At 59.2% G+C, this 16,881-nt stretch carries 18 protein-coding genes; 6 read left to right on the top strand and 12 right to left on the bottom strand.

From position 1 onward, the window contains the following. Positions 1–3: 3 nt before the first annotated feature. The 4 genes from WFO70_RS03760 to nasR all read right to left on the bottom strand — a co-directional run bounded on the left by WFO70_RS03760 (position 4) and on the right by nasR (position 4,311). Positions 4–792 carry an ABC transporter ATP-binding protein gene (locus WFO70_RS03760; protein WP_225758598.1) on the bottom strand — a complete coding sequence of 263 codons (789 nt, stop codon included), beginning with the start codon at positions 790–792 and terminating at the stop codon, positions 4–6. A 9-nt stretch (positions 793–801) separates the two neighbouring features. Then, the gene (gene ntrB / locus WFO70_RS03755) at positions 802–1,680 is read right to left on the bottom strand and encodes a nitrate ABC transporter permease (protein ID WP_337014723.1); all 879 of its coding nucleotides are present in this window, start codon (positions 1,678–1,680) and stop codon (positions 802–804) included. A 1-nt stretch (position 1,681) separates the two neighbouring features. Further along, positions 1,682–2,929, bottom strand: coding sequence for a CmpA/NrtA family ABC transporter substrate-binding protein (locus WFO70_RS03750; RefSeq protein ID WP_337014722.1), 1,248 nt, complete (start codon positions 2,927–2,929; stop codon positions 1,682–1,684). A 227-nt stretch (positions 2,930–3,156) separates the two neighbouring features. Next, positions 3,157–4,311, bottom strand: a complete 1,155-nt coding sequence (gene nasR, locus WFO70_RS03745) for a nitrate regulatory protein NasR (protein WP_337014721.1) — start codon at positions 4,309–4,311, stop codon at positions 3,157–3,159. A gap of 71 nt (positions 4,312–4,382) precedes the next feature. On the opposite strand from nasR, the gene ychN reads away from it, so the two are divergent. From ychN to WFO70_RS03730, 3 genes are all read left to right on the top strand, one after another. Then, entirely contained in the window at positions 4,383–4,736 is a 354-nt protein-coding gene (gene ychN, locus WFO70_RS03740) for a DsrE/F sulfur relay family protein YchN (protein ID WP_032611323.1), read from the top strand. Between the two features lie 106 nt (positions 4,737–4,842). Continuing rightward, a complete protein-coding gene (locus WFO70_RS03735) occupies positions 4,843–6,627 on the top strand; it encodes a methyl-accepting chemotaxis protein (RefSeq protein WP_337014720.1) in 1,785 nt (594 codons plus the stop codon). A 211-nt stretch (positions 6,628–6,838) separates the two neighbouring features. After that, on the top strand, positions 6,839–7,081 hold the full coding sequence (locus WFO70_RS03730) for a hypothetical protein (RefSeq protein WP_337014719.1): 243 nt from the start codon (positions 6,839–6,841) through the stop codon (positions 7,079–7,081). Positions 7,082–7,114: 33 nt separating this feature from the next. Here the strand turns inward: WFO70_RS03730 and WFO70_RS03725 are convergent, their stop codons facing one another. Then, on the bottom strand, positions 7,115–7,810 hold the full coding sequence (locus tag WFO70_RS03725) for a gamma-glutamylcyclotransferase (RefSeq protein ID WP_337014718.1): 696 nt from the start codon (positions 7,808–7,810) through the stop codon (positions 7,115–7,117). Positions 7,811–7,995: 185 nt separating this feature from the next. Continuing rightward, positions 7,996–8,226, bottom strand: coding sequence for a putative cation transport regulator ChaB (gene chaB / locus WFO70_RS03720; RefSeq protein ID WP_337014717.1), 231 nt, complete (start codon positions 8,224–8,226; stop codon positions 7,996–7,998). Positions 8,227–8,553: 327 nt separating this feature from the next. Between chaB and chaA the strand changes: the two genes are divergently transcribed. Next, the gene (chaA, locus tag WFO70_RS03715) at positions 8,554–9,654 is read left to right on the top strand and encodes a sodium-potassium/proton antiporter ChaA (RefSeq protein ID WP_337014716.1); all 1,101 of its coding nucleotides are present in this window, start codon (positions 8,554–8,556) and stop codon (positions 9,652–9,654) included. A 184-nt stretch (positions 9,655–9,838) separates the two neighbouring features. Here the strand turns inward: chaA and kdsA are convergent, their stop codons facing one another. From kdsA to hemA, 6 genes are read right to left on the bottom strand one after another with little or no spacing between them, the layout of a single operon-like run. Then, complete coding sequence (kdsA, locus tag WFO70_RS03710; RefSeq protein WP_337014715.1) at positions 9,839–10,693, bottom strand: 3-deoxy-8-phosphooctulonate synthase; 855 nt, start codon at positions 10,691–10,693, stop codon at positions 9,839–9,841. A 35-nt stretch (positions 10,694–10,728) separates the two neighbouring features. Further along, positions 10,729–11,538, bottom strand: coding sequence for an invasion regulator SirB1 (gene sirB1 / locus WFO70_RS03705; protein ID WP_337014714.1), 810 nt, complete (start codon positions 11,536–11,538; stop codon positions 10,729–10,731). 3 nt (positions 11,539–11,541) lie between these two features. Then, the gene (gene sirB2 / locus WFO70_RS03700) at positions 11,542–11,934 is read right to left on the bottom strand and encodes an invasion regulator SirB2 (RefSeq protein WP_337014713.1); all 393 of its coding nucleotides are present in this window, start codon (positions 11,932–11,934) and stop codon (positions 11,542–11,544) included. Continuing rightward, positions 11,931–12,761, bottom strand: coding sequence for a peptide chain release factor N(5)-glutamine methyltransferase (gene prmC / locus WFO70_RS03695; protein WP_337014712.1), 831 nt, complete (start codon positions 12,759–12,761; stop codon positions 11,931–11,933). Before prmC ends, sirB2 begins: the two co-directional genes overlap by 4 nt. Continuing rightward, positions 12,761–13,843, bottom strand: coding sequence for a peptide chain release factor 1 (prfA, locus tag WFO70_RS03690; RefSeq protein WP_337014711.1), 1,083 nt, complete (start codon positions 13,841–13,843; stop codon positions 12,761–12,763). Before prfA ends, prmC begins: the two co-directional genes overlap by 1 nt. Before the next feature lie 42 nt (positions 13,844–13,885). Further along, positions 13,886–15,142: a glutamyl-tRNA reductase gene (hemA, locus tag WFO70_RS03685; RefSeq protein ID WP_337014710.1), complete on the bottom strand. Its 1,257-nt coding sequence runs from the start codon at positions 15,140–15,142 to the stop codon at positions 13,886–13,888. Between the two features lie 221 nt (positions 15,143–15,363). Between hemA and lolB the strand changes: the two genes are divergently transcribed. Both lolB and ispE read left to right on the top strand, forming a co-directional pair. Further along, positions 15,364–15,975, top strand: coding sequence for a lipoprotein insertase outer membrane protein LolB (gene lolB / locus WFO70_RS03680; protein ID WP_337014709.1), 612 nt, complete (start codon positions 15,364–15,366; stop codon positions 15,973–15,975). Continuing rightward, positions 15,972–16,841 (top strand): 4-(cytidine 5'-diphospho)-2-C-methyl-D-erythritol kinase, encoded by an 870-nt coding sequence (gene ispE, locus WFO70_RS03675; protein WP_337014708.1) that lies wholly within the window; start codon positions 15,972–15,974, stop codon positions 16,839–16,841. The genes lolB and ispE overlap by 4 nt, the downstream gene beginning before the upstream one ends. Positions 16,842–16,881: the final 40 nt, after the last annotated feature.

Below are 16,881 nucleotides of genomic sequence, written 5' to 3'. Positions count from 1 at the left end.
TCCTCAGGCCGCTTTCGGCTGTTTTTCGTAGAGGAAATGGAGGATCTGCTGGCGCATATGGTGATAGCGGCTCTCCTCTGCCAGCTGCACCCGGTTACGCGGGCGCGGCAGGTCGACGCGCAGGATCTCGCCCACCGTCGCCGCCGGGCCGTTGGTCATCATCAGGACCCGATCCGAGAGCAGCACCGCCTCGTCGACGTCGTGGGTGATCAGCACGATGGTGGTGTTCAGCTCCTGCTGGATTTTCATCACCGAATCCTGCAGATGGGCGCGGGTCAGGGCGTCGAGCGCGCCGAAGGGTTCATCCATCAGCAGCACCTTCGGCTTCATCGCCAGGGCGCGGGCGATGCCGACCCGCTGCTTCATGCCGCCGGAAATTTCCCCCGGGCGCTTGTGGATGGCGTGCCCCATCTGCACCCGGTCGAGATTGTGTTCGATCCACTCCCGGCGCTCGGCTTTACTCATGCTGCGGCGGAAGACCTGATCCACCGCCAGGGCCACGTTGTCGAAGCAGGTGAGCCAGGGCAGCAGGGAGTGGTTCTGGAACACCACCGCCCGCTCCGGGCCCGGTCCGGCGATTTCGCGGTTGTCGCAGATCAGCCCGCCTTCCGTCGGCAAAGTGATACCGGCGATGAGGTTCAGCAGCGTCGATTTGCCGCAGCCGGAGTGGCCGATGAGGCTGACTGTCTCCCCCTCGTGGATATCAAAAGAGACGTTCTGCAGCGCCAGAAACTCGCCGCTGGCGGTGGAAAAACGCTGGCTGACGGCCTGGACCTGAATTAAGGGTTTCATGTGCGCTCCTTATTTTTCCTGCCAGCTGAAACGACGGGCGATCAGCATCAGCCCCTGCTCCAGCAGCAAACCCACCACGCCGATAATGACGATGGCGATGAGAATGTTTTCAACGTTGAGGTTGTTCCACTCGTTCCAGATCCAGAAGCCGATCCCCAGGCCTCCGGTGAGCATCTCGGCGGCGACGATCACCAGCCAGGCGATGCCGATGGAGAGGCGCACCCCGGTCAGGACCGCGGGCAGCACGGCGGGGAACAGAATGCGGCGCATTACCGTCCACTCGGAGAGCTGCAGCACCCGCGCCACGTTGAGGTAGTCCTCCGGAATGCGGCGCACCCCTTCGGCGGTGTTGATCACCATCGGCCAGATCGAGCAGATAAAAATGGTCCAGCTGGAGGCGGGTTCTGCCTTCTGAAACAGCAGCAGGCCAATCGGCAGCCAGGCCAGCGGGCTGACCGGGCGCAGGAGCGCAATCAGCGGGTTAAACATGCGGGCCAGAAAGGTGAAGCGGCCAATCATAAAGCCCAGCGGGATCCCCACCAGCGCCGCCAGGCCAAAGCCGATGGCAACGCGCTGGAGCGAGGCCAGCACGTTCCAGCCCACCCCCATATCGTTCGGGCCGTCGCGGTAGAAGGGATCGGCAAACAACGTGATGGCCGAATCCAGGGTGCTGAGCGGCGTCGGGAAGCCCTTGCTGTTGATGGCCGCCAGCTGCCAGGCGATGACCAGCAGCCCGAGGCCGAGCAGAGCCGGGATCAGGCGCTGCAGCAGGTCGTTGATCCGGCGGGCAAACGCCGGCGTGCGGCGGCGCACCTGCACCGGCGGCAGCGTTATCACTTCCCCGCTGACCGGCGCGGCGGGAGCTGCTTTGGTGTTCACTTTTTTCATATCAGACCCCTGTACGGTGAATAGCAAAACGGTTGGCGTAACCCTCAGGATCGGTGCCGTTCCAGACGGTGCCGTCCATAAGCCGACTGCTGCGCAGCGGCGAGGCAGGCGCGGTAATGCCGCCTACCGCGGTGGCGGCGTCCTGCCAGATATCGGTGCGGTTGATGCGCCGGGCGATGGCGGCGTAGTCCGGGTCGGTTTTCAGCAATCCCCAGCGGCGGAACTGGGTTAAGAACCACATCCCGTCGGAGTGCCAGGGGTAGCTGACCGCCCCGTCCGCAAAGAAGCGGATCGGATGGGCATCCTGCCAGCGTTGGCCCACGCCGTTGTCGTACTCGCCGAGCATACGGCCGGTGAGGTACTGCTCTTTGGTGTTGAGCCAGGCGCGACGGGCCAGCAGCTGAGCGGTCTCCTGTTTGTTCTGCGGCGAGGCGTCGATCCAGCGCTGGGCCTCCAGCAATGCGCTGACCAGCGCCCGGGCGGTGTTGGGATGGGCATCCACCCACTCTTTGCGGGTGCCGAGGATCTTTTCCGGGTGTTCCGGCCAGATGGACTGGGAGGTGGCGGCGGTAAAGCCGATACGATCATTGATGGCCCTGGCGTTCCACGGCTCGCCGACGCAGAAACCGACCATATTGCCAATGCGCATGTTCATCACCATCTGCGGCGGGGGCACCACTACGGTGCGCACGTCGTCAAAGGGGTTGATGCCCGCGCTGGCCAGCCAGTAGTAGAGCCACATGGCGTGGGTGCCGGTGGGAAAGGTGTGGGCGAAGGTGTAAGTGCCCGGAGGCTGCTGGCCGATCAGCTTTTTCAGCCCCTCGACGTCGCGCACGCCCTGCTCCGCCAGATCGCTCGACAGGGTGATCGCCTGACCGTTCTGGTTGAGGGTCATCAGGTTAGCCATCGGCTTAGGCTTCCCGGCGATGCCCAGCTCCAGGCCGTAGAGCAGGCCATAGAGAATGTGCGCCGCATCCAGCTCTCCGGCCACCAGCTTGTCGCGCACCGCGGCCCAGCTGGCCTCTTTGGTGGGCACCAGGGTAAAGCCGTATTTTTTGTCGAACCCTTTGTACGCGGCGATCGCCAGCGGCGCGCAGTCGGTGAGCGGGATAAAGCCCACCCGCACCGTATCGAGTTCCGGTTTATCGGAGCCTGCGGCCCATGCGGCCTGCATGACGCCCGGCAACATCAGCGCCCCGCCGGCCAGCGCGCTGGCCTGTAAAAAACGCCGCCTTGTCCATTCCACCATGCTCACTCCTGAAAAAAGCCAAAAAAAAGCGCCCGGCAGTGCCGAAGCACTGCAGGACGCCTTTATCCAGAAGACCATCGCACCGCCGTTGGCGCGTCGTCTCACGTTGTGAATGTATTAATGCAAAGGGAATGCCAGCTTTTAAGGCCCTGGTTTGCAGGCCTTTTCTATTAGCCCGCCGTTAAAACGCACCTCAACCATGCAGGCGTTGCCCGTCTGAGGTGCAGCTACTGCTGCCAGAGTGCTTTCACCGTCAGCAGGGCCCGGGCGATATCCACCATCCGCTGGTTCTTGTCCATCGCCATCTTACGCAGCTGGCACCAGGCCTGCTCCTCGCTCATCTGCTGATGGGTCATCAGCACGCTTTTGGCTTTATCGATCACCTTGCGCTCCTCCAGGGTGTCGCGCATCGAGGCCAGCTGGCGGGAGAGCTGTTCGATCTCCCGCGCCTGCTGGCGCACCAGCGGCAGGAGCGGCTTTTGCGGATAGAGGGCCAGCGGCTCTTCTGTGGAGGGATCCTCCGGCAGGTCGTCGTCGGCCCGGTTTATCAACGCCTCCACGGCCAGCATCAGATCGGCAATCTGCATCTCTTCCAGACCGCGCAGATGTTCCAGACGTTCGGTTTGCAGCGAGAACCAGTGCAGGGCCAGCACGCCCTTATCGGCAGCGGGCTGCCGGGTACAGGCCAGCCGCCGGAGCTGTTCGGTTTCAGCACCCGGCACGCTGAGACTGAAATGATCGTGCACGCTGGCGGGGGTCAGGGAGAGAAAGACCTCAAAGCAGGCCTGCTGTCCGTCGATCCGATCCACCAGGGTCTGGCGCATCTCATCGCTGAAAAAGCCCTGGGTAAAGCCGATTGCCCCCAGCGCCCGCTCCTGGCCGACCAGCTCTTTGCCCTGCATCAGGCTGTAGAGGGCAACAAACCTGCCGGCGAGTTGCGGATCGTCAATGCTGTCATTGAGCTGGGGCACGATACTGAGCAGGTTGCGCAGGGTGCGGCTGTAGCGCGCCATCGCCGCATCGGCGGAGAGCGTGCAGGCGCTGATCTCCTCGCGCAGCGCGGGGAGTTGCTCCAGGCTGTGCAGGGCATTTGCCACCCGCTCGCTGAGGGCACCGCTGGCCGTCAGCGGGGTGCCGAGCGCCTGGTGCAGCCCCTGAAGACAATCGTCCACCAGCGCGCGGCTGGCTCTACACTCCAGGGCGTACAAGGTGCCCTGCGAGCAGAGCCAGATGTTGGAAGCCCCGCGCTCGCACTGTAGCATGTGCGCAAGATGGCTTATCCGGCTGACAAGCTGGCCCAGCTGCGCCAGCTTGCACAGCTGCTGTTTACGCATCAGTCTGGCGTGCTGAAACCATTTGGTGGCACCGGTGATGTTGGTCATGCTTCCTCTCCCGGGTCAGTGTTTGACAGAGAGAAGCAATTTTCATGCCTTTATACCTTTCAGGAGTCAAGATGCAGAAGATCGTGATAGTCGCCAACGGCGCGGCCTATGGCAGTGAATCCCTGTTTAACAGCCTGCGGCTGGCGATTGCCTTACGCGAGCAGGAGAGCGAGCTGGATCTGCGCCTGTTTTTAATGTCCGATGCGGTCACCGCCGGGCTGCGCGGCCAGAAGCCCGCCGAAGGCTATAACATTCAGCAGATGCTGGAGATCCTCACCGCACAGAACGTGCCGGTCAAGCTGTGCAAGACCTGCACCGACGGCCGCGGCATCAGCGCCCTGCCGCTGATCGACGGGGTGGAAATCGGCACGCTGGTGGAACTGGCGCAATGGACGCTGTCCGCGGATAAACTATTAACTTTCTAATAATGATTTAACTGAAATATTTTTTTCTTATGAGCGCGGTTCCAGCATCAAGTTTGCCTGCCCGATGCCGATAGGCTTCTTACAACAACACAGCAGGTATTACATTATGTTCAGGTCAATTCGCGCTCGTATTATTGCGGCGACGGTCGGATGTCTGATCGCCGCGCTTCTTCTGAATACCGTGATTAATTTCCAGGTCACGCGCCAGGACAATCAACAGTCGCAACGCGACATGCTGGCCAGCACCAGCGCCAGCCACAGCCTGGCGATAGCTGACTGGGTCAACAGCAAAACCACCATTATCAACTCCCTGCAGAGCGTCGCCCTGAGCGAGGATCCGGTGCCGATGTTCAAACAGCTCGCCCAGGCGGGGGGCTTTATTAACGTCTATATGGGCTATGCCAGCAAAACCGCGAAGTTCTCCAATCCTGACGGCGTACCTGCCGACTACGATCCAACGGTGCGCCCGTGGTATCAGCAGGCGGTGAAAGAGGATCGCGCCATCGTCACCGCGCCTTATGTCGATACCGGCACCAAAAAGCTGGTGGTCACCTTTGCGGTCCCGGTGAAAGAGAACGGCGAGCTGAAAGGGGTACTGGCGGGTGACGTGGCGATGGACAGCGTGATTGCCAACGTGCGCGGTATTCGTCCAACCCCGGCCAGCAGCGGGCTGTTGATTGACAGCGACGGGACGGTGATCGCCGCCAACGACCCTGCCCTGACCCTGAAAGCCTTTACCGATGTCATTCATGGCGTGGATCTGAACGTCCTGAAGCGCGGCAAGAGCGCCGACGGCCAGTTTAACGACGCGGCCAAAACCTTTGCCGCCACCCCGATTGCCGGGACCCAGTGGCAGCTGATTGTCGCCCTCGACAGCGATGACGCCACCTCCGGGATGCGCACCCTGCTGAAGGCCTCCTCCTTGTCGCTGGTGATCCTGGTTCTGCTCAGCGCTGTGGTAGTGCATTTCGTGATTGCCCGACTGCTGAAACGCCTGTCGGATATCCGCGACGCGATGCATGCCATCGCCAACGGCACCAACGATCTCTCCCAGCGTCTGCCGGAGAAAGGTGAGGATGAGGTGGCGCAGATCGCCCATGCCTTTAACGCCTTCAGCGACAAACTCTCGGTGGTGATGGTGCAGCTCCGCGACGCCAGCGCCTCGGTGAAAAACGCCGCCCAGGAGATCGCTGCCGGGAACCAGGATCTCTCTGGCCGCACCGAGCGGGCCGCCTCCAGCCTGCGCGAAACCGCCAGCGCCGTGGAGCAGATCACCGCCTCCGTCGCCCAGTCGACCGAATCGGCCGCTATCGCCAACGAACAGGCGGGCAAGGCCTCCGAGGCCGCCACCCGCGGCGGGAGCGTGGTCTCTCAGGCGATCACCACCATGCAGTCCATCGAAGCTGCCTCAACCAAAATTGGCGATATCACCAGCGTGATTGACGGTATTGCCTTCCAGACCAATATCCTGGCCCTGAACGCGGCGGTTGAAGCGGCGCGCGCGGGTGAGCAGGGTCGTGGCTTTGCGGTTGTCGCCGGTGAAGTGCGCAGCCTCGCCAGCCGCAGCGCCCAGGCGGCAAAAGAGATCAAAAGCCTGATCGACTCCACCACCGACAGCGTGGCGACCGGTTCACGCTATGTGCACCTGGCCGGCCAGAGCATGGATGAGATTGTCACCAGCATCGGCAGCATGTCGGGGATCATGCGCGAGATCACCGTAGCGACCAGCGAGCAGATGAAAGGCATTCAGGAGATCAACCGCGCGGTGACGACCCTCGACAGCATGGTGCAGCAGAACGCCGAGCTGGTGGTGCAGTCCGCCGCCGCCGCCAGCGCCCTGCAGGGTCAGGCAGGCGAGCTGGCTGAAACCGCCGGACATTTCCGCATTTAATGTTAACCCGGTGCCTGAACGCGGTGTAAAGCGACGTTCGCTGAACGCTTTCAGGCATATTGTCATTTTTGTTTAAGGCTTATGCCATTTTTTGATCAAAATCAGCACCCCTGACCTTCCCCTTTGATGTTATGCCATGAGTGAATTGTGAACAACATCACGCTCAGGATTGGCCGCAGGGAGAGCGTTGTTTCTGGATACGGGGTAAAAAATGGCACTGGTAAAAGCAAGTCTGACATTGTTTGGCGGGGATACGGTGGTGGTGCGCTGCTCAGAGCGTTGTCATATTCATCTGATGAATAACAAAGCGCCGCGTAAAACGCAGGCGGATATTCTGAGCGTACAGAACCGGGACAGCGCCTGGCTCACGGTGCCCTACACCGGCACCTGGGAGGTACTCATCGACAGCCACAGCCAGTCGCTTGAGCACTCCATCAGCTACGTTGCAGCATAAGATTAAAACGCCCGGCGGTCGCCGGGCGTTTTTTCAGGCAAAGCTCGCGTTCAGCGGGCTATCGGGCTGAGATCCATCAAGCAAGGCCCGCACGCGCGATACCAGCTCATTCAGACAATCATCCTGCATACCCAGCCGCGTCAGCTCCTGATCGAGGGAGAAGAGATACTGCGCGTTGGTGCCAAGCGGGCCGCTGGCCGCAGCAATCAGCGGGGCAATGACCTGCGCCCGGGTATCGGCTTCAAACAGCGGATGGCGGGGATCCATGATGAACACCAGCGCGTTAACGGTGCGTCCGTCATCGAGTTCCAGCTTGCACCAGCTCGGCATATAGCAGCCGGTGATCATCTCACGCTTCCACAGCAGAGCCAGCTCCTCTTCCAGCGTCGCATCCGGCAGGCGATAGGCCACGCCCGTGGTGCGTCCGCCCTCTTTTAGTGCAAGCATGCGTCCAGGCTGACAGGCACTGCCGCGACCGGCGGTAAGGCGTAGACAGAAAGCGCGGTGCCAGCCCGGCAGGGTGCCGGTTGCCGATTCGACGAACTCCAGCGCCGGGTTCCACATCAACGAACCGTAGCCAAAGAGCCACACCGGACCGCTGTCCGGACGGCAGGCAAGCGTGGCAGCCAGCGATGCCGCCCGCTGCTCGGCTGACCACAGAAGCGATTCTTCAATCGCACCAAAGGCCGTTTTGCAGTCGGCCTTCATAAGAAAATCACGCGTTAACATATTGCACCTCCGCCACTGCCTGCTTCCCTGCTCACGCTTTTTTGAACCTTCCGGGTCTTTTTGCTGCTCAATTAGAAAGCAGTACCGTGACGATATGCAATAATTTCGCCGGGTGCAACAGAACGACGGATCAACCGCCACAAAAGTCAAAGCGCAGGGTGCAAACTATTAAGCACAGGCAAGCGCTATTTCTTCTTGTGCCACTTGTCGTCATCGCCCTTCTCGTAGTCATTCTTCACGGCCGCCCAGGCCACGCGGTGTGCGGTCTCCTCCCGGCTGGCATCGCCCCGGCGGTCCTCTTCATCTTTGTACTGATCCCAGGCACTGTTGAAGGCTTCTTTATAAATATCCTGCGCGTGGGCTGGCAGGACGTGCTTAACGTTGTCTGGTAAATCAGTTTTCGATTTGTATGGCATAGCAAACCCCTCTTTTTAATCAATTAGTAAGTGTGGTAGACAATGCCGGAGGCTTCCAGTCAAATTGATTATCGGATAATGATTTTTCTTAATTGACTGTTATTAAGGATATATTTAGCAAAGAGTGGCTATTATGGTGCTCTCAGACAATAATTACTAGATACCGTAAAATTAAGTAAAATATCATCAGAATGTAATTCTAATCTGTTAATTTAACGTCCTCTTTTTCTATCTTTACGCAAAATCATTCATGTTGCAGCCAGCGCAGAGGCTGCTTGAAGGATGAAGCGTATACAATTATAAGCACCTGCAACTCTGGAGAACCATATGACAACTGCACATGAGACGGTGAAAACCCGTCATAAGGAGACGTCTCTCATTTTCCCGGTGCTGGCCCTGGCCGTGCTGCTCTTCTGGGGAAGTAGTCAGTCACTGCCAGTGGTCATCGGCATTAATATTCTGGCACTTGTGGGTATTCTCAGCAGCGCCTTCAGCGTTGTCCGTCACGCCGACGTGCTGGCCCACCGTCTGGGAGAGCCCTACGGCTCGCTGATTTTAAGTCTTTCCGTCGTTATTCTCGAAGTAAGCCTCATTTCCGCGCTGATGGCGACCGGTGACGCGGCTCCTACCCTGATGCGCGATACGCTCTACTCCATCATTATGATTGTGACCGGAGGGCTGGTCGGCTTCTCGCTGCTGCTCGGCGGGCGCAAATTCGCTACCCAGTACATGAACCTGTTTGGTATTAAGCAGTACCTGATCGCCCTCTTCCCGCTGGCGATTATCGTGCTGGTGTTCCCGATGGCGCTGCCGGGTGCCAACTTCACCACCGGTCAGGCCCTGCTGGTGGCGCTGATCTCCGCGGCGATGTATGGCGTGTTCCTGCTGATCCAGACCAAAACGCACCAGAGCCTGTTCGTGTATGAGCATGAAGACGAGGGTGACGACGACGACCCGCACCACGGCAAACCGTCCGCGCACAGCAGCGTATGGCATACCATTTGGCTGATCGTGCATCTGATTGCGGTTATCGCGGTCACCAAGATGAATGCCAACCCGCTGGAAGCCCTGCTGACCGAGCTGAACGCGCCGGTGGCCTTTACCGGCTTCCTGGTGGCGCTGCTGATCCTCTCCCCGGAAGGGCTGGGGGCGTTGCGTGCGGTGCTGAACAATCAGGTGCAGCGTGCGATGAACCTGTTCTTTGGTTCGGTGCTGGCAACCATCTCCCTGACCGTTCCGGTAGTGACGCTGATTGCCTTCCTCACTGGCAATGAGCTGGTGTTTAGTCTGGGCGCTCCGGAGATGATTGTGATGGTGGCGTCGCTGCTGCTGTGCCAGATTTCGTTTTCAACCGGGCGCACCAACGTGCTTAACGGCGCGGCGCATATGGCGCTGTTTGCAGCGTATTTGATGACGATATTTGCGTAAATTGCCGGGTGGCGCTGTCGCTTACCCGGCCTACAGAACCCGTAGGCCCGTGCAAGCGCAGCGCCGCTGGGCATTGCACGGTGCGGCATGATGCCCCTCTCCCACTGGAATAGGGAGCACATACAAAAAAAGGCAACTTACGTTGCCTTTTTGCTTTTATTTCGCGGGTTTTTTATTTACTGGCTTAGTTGCTGGTATCCAGCTCTTCGAAGTTCTTAACCAGATCGTCAATCGCTTTGATCTGTTTCAGGAACGGCTCCAGCTTATCCAGCGGCAGTGCAGATGGGCCGTCGCATTTCGCGTTGGCTGGATCCGGGTGCGCTTCGATAAACAGACCGGCCAGACCGGTTGCCATACCGGCACGCGCCAGTTCGGTAACCTGGGCACGACGGCCGCCGGAGGCTGCGCCAAACGGGTCGCGGCACTGCAGGGCGTGGGTCACGTCGAAGATCACCGGCGACTGGTTAGAGACGTTCTTCATCACGCTGAAGCCCAGCATGTCCACCACCAGGTTGTCGTAACCGAAGTTGGCACCACGGTCGCACAGGATCACCTTGTCGTTACCGCCTTCGATAAACTTATCGACGATGTTCCCCATCTGGCCAGGGCTCACGAACTGCGGTTTTTTCACGTTGATAACCGCGCCGGTTTTCGCCATCGCTTCGACCAGGTCGGTCTGACGGGCGAGAAACGCTGGCAGCTGGATCACGTCGACAACGTCAGCCACAGGCTGTGCCTGGCTTGCTTCGTGGACATCGGTGATCACTTTCACGCCAAAGGTCTGCTTCAGCTCCTGGAAAATCTTCATCCCCTCTTCCAGGCCCGGGCCACGGTAAGAGTGAATAGAGGAGCGGTTGGCTTTGTCAAAAGAGGCTTTGAACACATACGGGATCCCCAGCTTCTGGGTCACGGTCACGTAATGTTCGCAGATACGCATCGCGAGATCGCGGGATTCCAGAACGTTCATGCCGCCGAACAGCACGAACGGCAGGTCGTTCGCCACGTTGATATCGCCAATGCTAACCACTTTTTGTTTCATAGGATCGCCTTATTCAGGGTGAATCGGAGTTAAGATTAATGCAGTGTAATCTGTTTATGCGCGATGGAATTAATCTGCGCGCGGATCATCTCGCTGATGGGGTCTTCCGGACACTGCTCAACGAAATAGCTCAAATCGGTCAGCGCGACGTGGTCGCACTCAAGCTGGACGTAGATCAAACCGCGATCGCGGATCTCATACGGATCTTCCGGGTTAAACTGCAGCAGCACCTCGCTGGCACGCAGCGCCAGCTCCATCTGCCGCTCTTCCATCAGCGCCGATTTTAAGGTGTCCAGCAGCTTACGTACCACTTCGGCGTTATCCGCTTCGTCCAGATCTTCGTTGTACAGCTCCGCCATCGGGCTGATGTTGCCTTTCAGCCAGACATCCAGCGTGTGATCGTCGAGGGTGTCGCCGTTGAACGGGTTGATTAACCACATTTCACCGTCCAGCCACTCGGCGCGCAGCAGCATCTGCGTCGGGAAGATGACCGGCACCAGCGGAATATCCAGGCGGTGCGCCACCCATAATAAAATGGCCCCCAGGGAGACAGCGCTACCCTGACGGTTTTTCAGTACCTGATCGAGCCACAGCGCATCGGAGAGTCGATACACGCCACGCGTATCGCAAAAGCCCCATTCGCCGTAGAACAGCTCAATCAGTTTCTCCAGTTGCCAGTCCTGCGGGCGCGCCTGACTTATCTCTTCACGCGCCAGACTCACCAGATTCTCCAGCTCGTCGTAGACGTATTGCGAAACGAAATCATCGCGGATCATCTCTGATACTTTGATCATTCCATCGCACAACGGCACTTTGTTAAATTCGAAATCGGCCAAGGACTCCATGACTTACCCCAGTAACGGTATTCTTGTGGTGGCGAGTTTAATGATGATGTACAGCACCACCAGCCCCAGCAGAAAGGCGATAAACCCCACCTGCTGGCTGCGCGGACGATGTCGTCCCAGCGCAATAAAACCCAAAACGATGTAGATGATAACGCCAAACAGCTTCTCAGTCAGCCATGCACCGTCATCGGTGAACGGCAGATAGCCGGTCACCCACATCAACCCCGCCCCCGAGACAAAGAGCAGGGTATCGATGCAGTGCGGCAGCACCCGCACCCAGCGGGCGTTGATCAGCTGATTATTGCTGTAACGCCACCAGTAACGCAGCGCGAAAAAACTGATGGTCAGGGTGACGGCAGCCACATGCAGGGTGATCAGCACCTGGAAGCTGTTCATGGCAGTTTGCCCAGCGTCAGGCGCTCATTGCCGCCGTAGTCACGACAGGTTTCGAGGCCTTCAAAACCGGCCTGCAAAAAGAGTGCGCGCACCGCTTCACCCTGCGTCCAGCCGTGCTCCAGCAGCAGCCAGCCGCCGCTCACCAGATGCTGACGAGACTGAGTAATGATATGGCTGAGATCGGCCAGACCCTGTTCGGCGGCAACCAGCGCGCTGCGCGGCTCGAAGCGCACGTCGCCTTCAGCGAGATGCGGATCGGCTTCATCAATATAGGGCGGGTTACTGACGATCGTCTCAAACTGCTGGTCGCCAAGGGCGGAGAACCAGCTGCTCTGTAGCACCGTCACGTTAGTCAGCGCCAGACGTTCAAGGTTGCGCTGTGCCAGCGCTACCGCATCGGGCATCACATCCACCGCGGTGACCTGACAATCCGGGCGTTCGCTGGCCAGCGCCAGGGCAATGGCCCCGGTGCCGGTGCCTAAATCGAGAATACGCGCGGGCGTGGCGGGCAGTCTCGCCAGGGCCTGCTCCACCAGACATTCGGTGTCGGGACGGGGGATCAGGGTGGCTGCGGAGACATACAGCGGCAGCGACCAGAACTCGCGCTCGCCCACCAGGTGCGCCACCGGCTCGCCGGTTTTGCGGCGGGCCAGGAGTTCATCAAGCTGCGCCTGCTGGTCGGGGGTCAGCGGCGTCTCGCCAAAGGCGAGAATAAAGGTGCGCGCTTTGCCGGTCACATGACCGAGCAGGATCTCCGCATCGCGACGGGGGCTTTCGCCTCCCGCCAGCGCGCTTATCGCCTGCTGTAGCCAGTGCTGAAAATCCATTAATCCTGCTCTGCCAGCGCCGCCAGTTGATCGGCCTGGTACTCCTGCACGATAGGTTCGATCAGGGAGTCCAGCTTGCCCTCCATGGTCTCATCCAGACGGTAGAGGGTCAGGTTGATGCGGTGATCGGTGACGCGGCCCTGCGGGAAGTTATAGGTGCGGTTACGGTCGCTGCGATCGCCGCTGCCCAGCAGGTTACGACGGGTCGAGGCTTCCGCCTGCTGGCGTTTCGCCATTTCCGCGGCGTGAATACGCGCGCCCAGCACCGACAGCGCTTTGGCTTTGTTTTTGTGCTGGGAACGTTCGTCCTGGCACTCCACCACGATGCCGGTTGGCAGGTGGGTAATACGGATGGCGGAGTCGGTGGTGTTAACGTGCTGACCGCCCGCGCCGGAGGAGCGGAAGGTATCGATGCGCAGATCCGCCGGGTTGATGTCCGGCAGCTCGGCTTCCGGCAGCTCGGGCATTACCGCCACGGTGCAGGCGGAGGTGTGGATACGCCCCTGAGATTCGGTAGCCGGGACGCGCTGTACGCGATGGCCGCCGGATTCGAACTTCAGGCGGCCATAGACGCCTTCGCCGCTGATTTTGGCGATCACTTCTTTATAGCCGCCATGTTCGCCTTCGTTGGCGCTCATGATCTCCACGCGCCAGCGGCGGGATTCGGCATAACGGCTGTACATGCGGAACAGATCCCCGGCAAACAGGGCCGCTTCGTCCCCGCCGGTCCCGGCGCGAACTTCGACAAAGGCGTTGCGTTCATCGTCCGGATCTTTTGGCAGCAGCAGCACCTGTAGCTGTTGCTCCAGCTCTTCCGCACGGACTTTGGCGTCCTGTAACTCTTCCTGCGCCATCTCGCGCATTTCCGGGTCGCCGAGCATCATCTGCGCGGTTTCAATATCTTCCTGAACCTGTTGCCAGTCGGTAAAGCATTTTGAAACATCACTTAATTGGGCATACTCGCGCGACAGGGCGCGAAAACGTTCCTGGTCGGCAATGGTTGCGGCATCGCCGAGCAGCGCCTGAACTTCTTCATGGCGCTCGTGCAATGCTTCCAGTTTGGCGACGATAGAGGGCTTCATAGGCGTAAGTGCACCTTATAATAATAAAATGGGTATGGCGCGCTATTCCAGCCCGAGGCTGTCGCGCAGAATATTCAGGCGTTCGTCGTCCCCGTCACGGGCGGCCTGTTGAAGTGATTTGGTTGGGGCATGGATCAGGCGATTGGTCAGTTTCCATGCCAGTTCCTGCATGATGACCTGCGGATCGCCGCCCTGTTCAAGGGCCGCCATCGCTTTGGCAGTCAGTTCATTACGGACCTGTTCCGCCTGACCGCGGTACTCGCGAATAGTCTCGCTGACGCTTTGCGCGCGCAGCCAGGCCATAAATTCGCTGGTTTCCTGCTCGACAATCGTTTCGGCCTGCACCGCCGCCGCTTTACGCTGGGCAAGGTTGTGCGAAATGATGCTTTGCAGGTCGTCCACGCTGTAAAGATAGGCGTTCGCCAGTTTACCGACCTCGGGTTCGACATCGCGCGGAACGGCGATATCCACCAGCAGCATCGGCTGATTACGGCGGGATTTCAGGGCGCGCTCCACCATGCCTTTGCCGATGATCGGCAGCGGGCTGGCGGTGGAGCTGATGATGATATCCGCTTCGCTCAGACGGGCGTCGATGTCGCTCAGAGCGATCACTTCCGCCCCCACTTCATCCGCCAGCACCTGAGCACGCTCGCGGGTGCGGTTGGCGATCATCATCTTTTTAACTTTGTGTTCGCGCAGATGGCGTGCGACCAGCTCGATGGTTTCACCTGCGCCCACCAGCAGCACAGTAACCGTCGATAATGATTCAAAAATTTGTCGCGCCAGGGTACAGGCAGCGAAAGCAACTGAAACGGCACTGGCACCAATGTCGGTTTCGGTTCGCACTCGCTTGGCGACGGAGAAGGATTTCTGGAACATGCGTTCCAGTTCGCTGGCCTTAAGGTGGCCTTTTTGCGAATCGGCAAAGGCTTTTTTCACCTGGCCGAGGATCTGCGGCTCGCCCAGCACCAGCGAATCAAGCCCGCTGGCCACGCGCATCAAATGGCTGACCGCATCGTTATCCTGATGCCAGTACAGGCTGTTGCGCAGCTCTTCTTCGTTCAGATTGTGGTACTCGCATAACCAGCGGACCAGCGCTTCGTGCAGGTTATCCTGCTCTTCAACGCTGAGATAGAGCTCAGTACGGTTGCACGTTGACAACACCACGCCCCCCTGCACCATCGGCTGGGCAAGCAGACTTTCCAGCGCCTGGTCGAGCGTGTCCGGCGAAAACGTCACGCGTTCTCGCAGTGATACCGGGGCTGTTTTGTGGTTGATACCGAGTGCTAAAAGGGTCATATGAGCGGGAGTAGTACCAGCGTTAATAAGGTTAGCAGGCCGCATCATACAGGATGCACGAGATCAATAAAAGAGACTGCCCCCTTTCGGAGTAATAGGTTATCAATTGTTATTAACCGCTAATTTGATGATTTAGGACAACTTGAGCGTAGACGCTGCTTCATACCGACGCTAGCATTAAGCGATATAACTGCCACGTATCTCAAGGATTTGTCCTCATTATGACCAGACTCATTCGCCTGCTGCCCCTGGCCGCGCTGGTGCTGACCGCATGTTCCATTACGCCGCCTAAAGGGCCAGGCAAAAGCCCGGATGCGCCACAGTGGCGTCAGCATCAGCAAGACGTGCGCGCATTAAATCAGTATCAGACCCGCGGGGCCTTTGCTTATCTGTCCGATCAGCAGAAAGTCTACGCCCGCTTCTTCTGGCAGCAGACTGGCCAGGATCGCTATCGCCTGCTGCTGCTGAACCCGCTTGGCAGCACCGAGATGGAGCTGATTGCCCAGCCGGGCAGCGCCCAGGTCACTGACAATAAAGGTAAGAAATATACCGGTATCGACGCCGAGGAGATGATCGGCAAGCTGACCGGGATGCCTATTCCGATTACCAGCCTGCGCCAGTGGATCCTCGGCCTGCCGGGCGATGCCACCGACTATAAACTCGACGACCAGTATCGCCTGAGCGAAGTGAACTACAGCCAGAACGGCAAAAACTGGAAAGTGGTGTACGGCGGCTACGACAGCGACAGCAAGCCAGCCCTGCCGTCCAGCCTGGAACTGACCGAAGGCAGCCAGCGCATCAAGCTGAAAATGGATAACTGGATCGTCAAATGATGACCCACTGGCCTTCGCCCGCGAAACTGAACCTGTTTTTATACATCACCGGCCAGCGTGCTGACGGATATCACACCCTGCAGACGCTGTTTCAGTTTGTTGACTATGGCGACACTATTTCCATTGAGCTGCGCAACGATGGGCAGATCCGGCTCCTGACGCCGGTCGAAGGTGTGGCCGATGAGGATAACCTGATTGTGCGCGCCGCCCGCCTGCTGATGTGCGCCGCAGAAGGATCCGGGCGTCTGCCGGCCGGCAGCGGCGCGGATATCCGCGTCGAGAAACGCTTGCCGATGGGCGGCGGGCTCGGCGGCGGGTCGTCGAATGCCGCCACCGTGCTGGTGGTGCTCAACCACCTGTGGGGATGTGGCCTGTCGGTGGATGAACTGGCCGCCCTCGGGCTGACGCTCGGGGCCGACGTGCCGGTGTTTGTCCGTGGACATGCGGCGTTTGCCGAGGGTGTGGGCGAGATCCTCTCTCCGGCAGAACCGACGGAAAAATGGTATCTGGTAGCCCATCCGGGCGTCAGCATTCCGACCCCGGTTATCTTTAAGGATCCGGACCTGCCGCGCGATACCCCAGTAAGGTCAATAGAAACGTTATTAAACTGTGAATTCAGCAACGATTGCGAGGATATCGCAAGAAAACGTTTTCGCGAGGTTGATGTCGCGCTTTCCTGGCTGTTAGAATACGCGCCGTCGCGCCTGACTGGCACAGGGGCCTGTGTCTTTGCTGAATTTGATACGGAATCCGCTGCACGTCAGGTGCTCGAGCTGGCTCCAGAGTGGCTGCATGGTTTCGTAGCGCGTGGTATGAACGTCTCCCCGCTGCAGCAGGCCATTCTGGCGCAATCTGAGTTTCGGTGACAACGTCACCCTGTTCCAGACGTTGCATCGCGCTCTTTAA

Origin of the sequence: Leclercia sp. AS011, assembly GCF_037152535.1 — a bacterium.
In the GTDB taxonomy this organism is placed as follows: Bacteria; Pseudomonadota; Gammaproteobacteria; order Enterobacterales; family Enterobacteriaceae; genus Enterobacter.
Note: the sequence above shows the minus strand (reverse complement) of the source record. Positions and strands in the feature narration are given on the sequence as shown.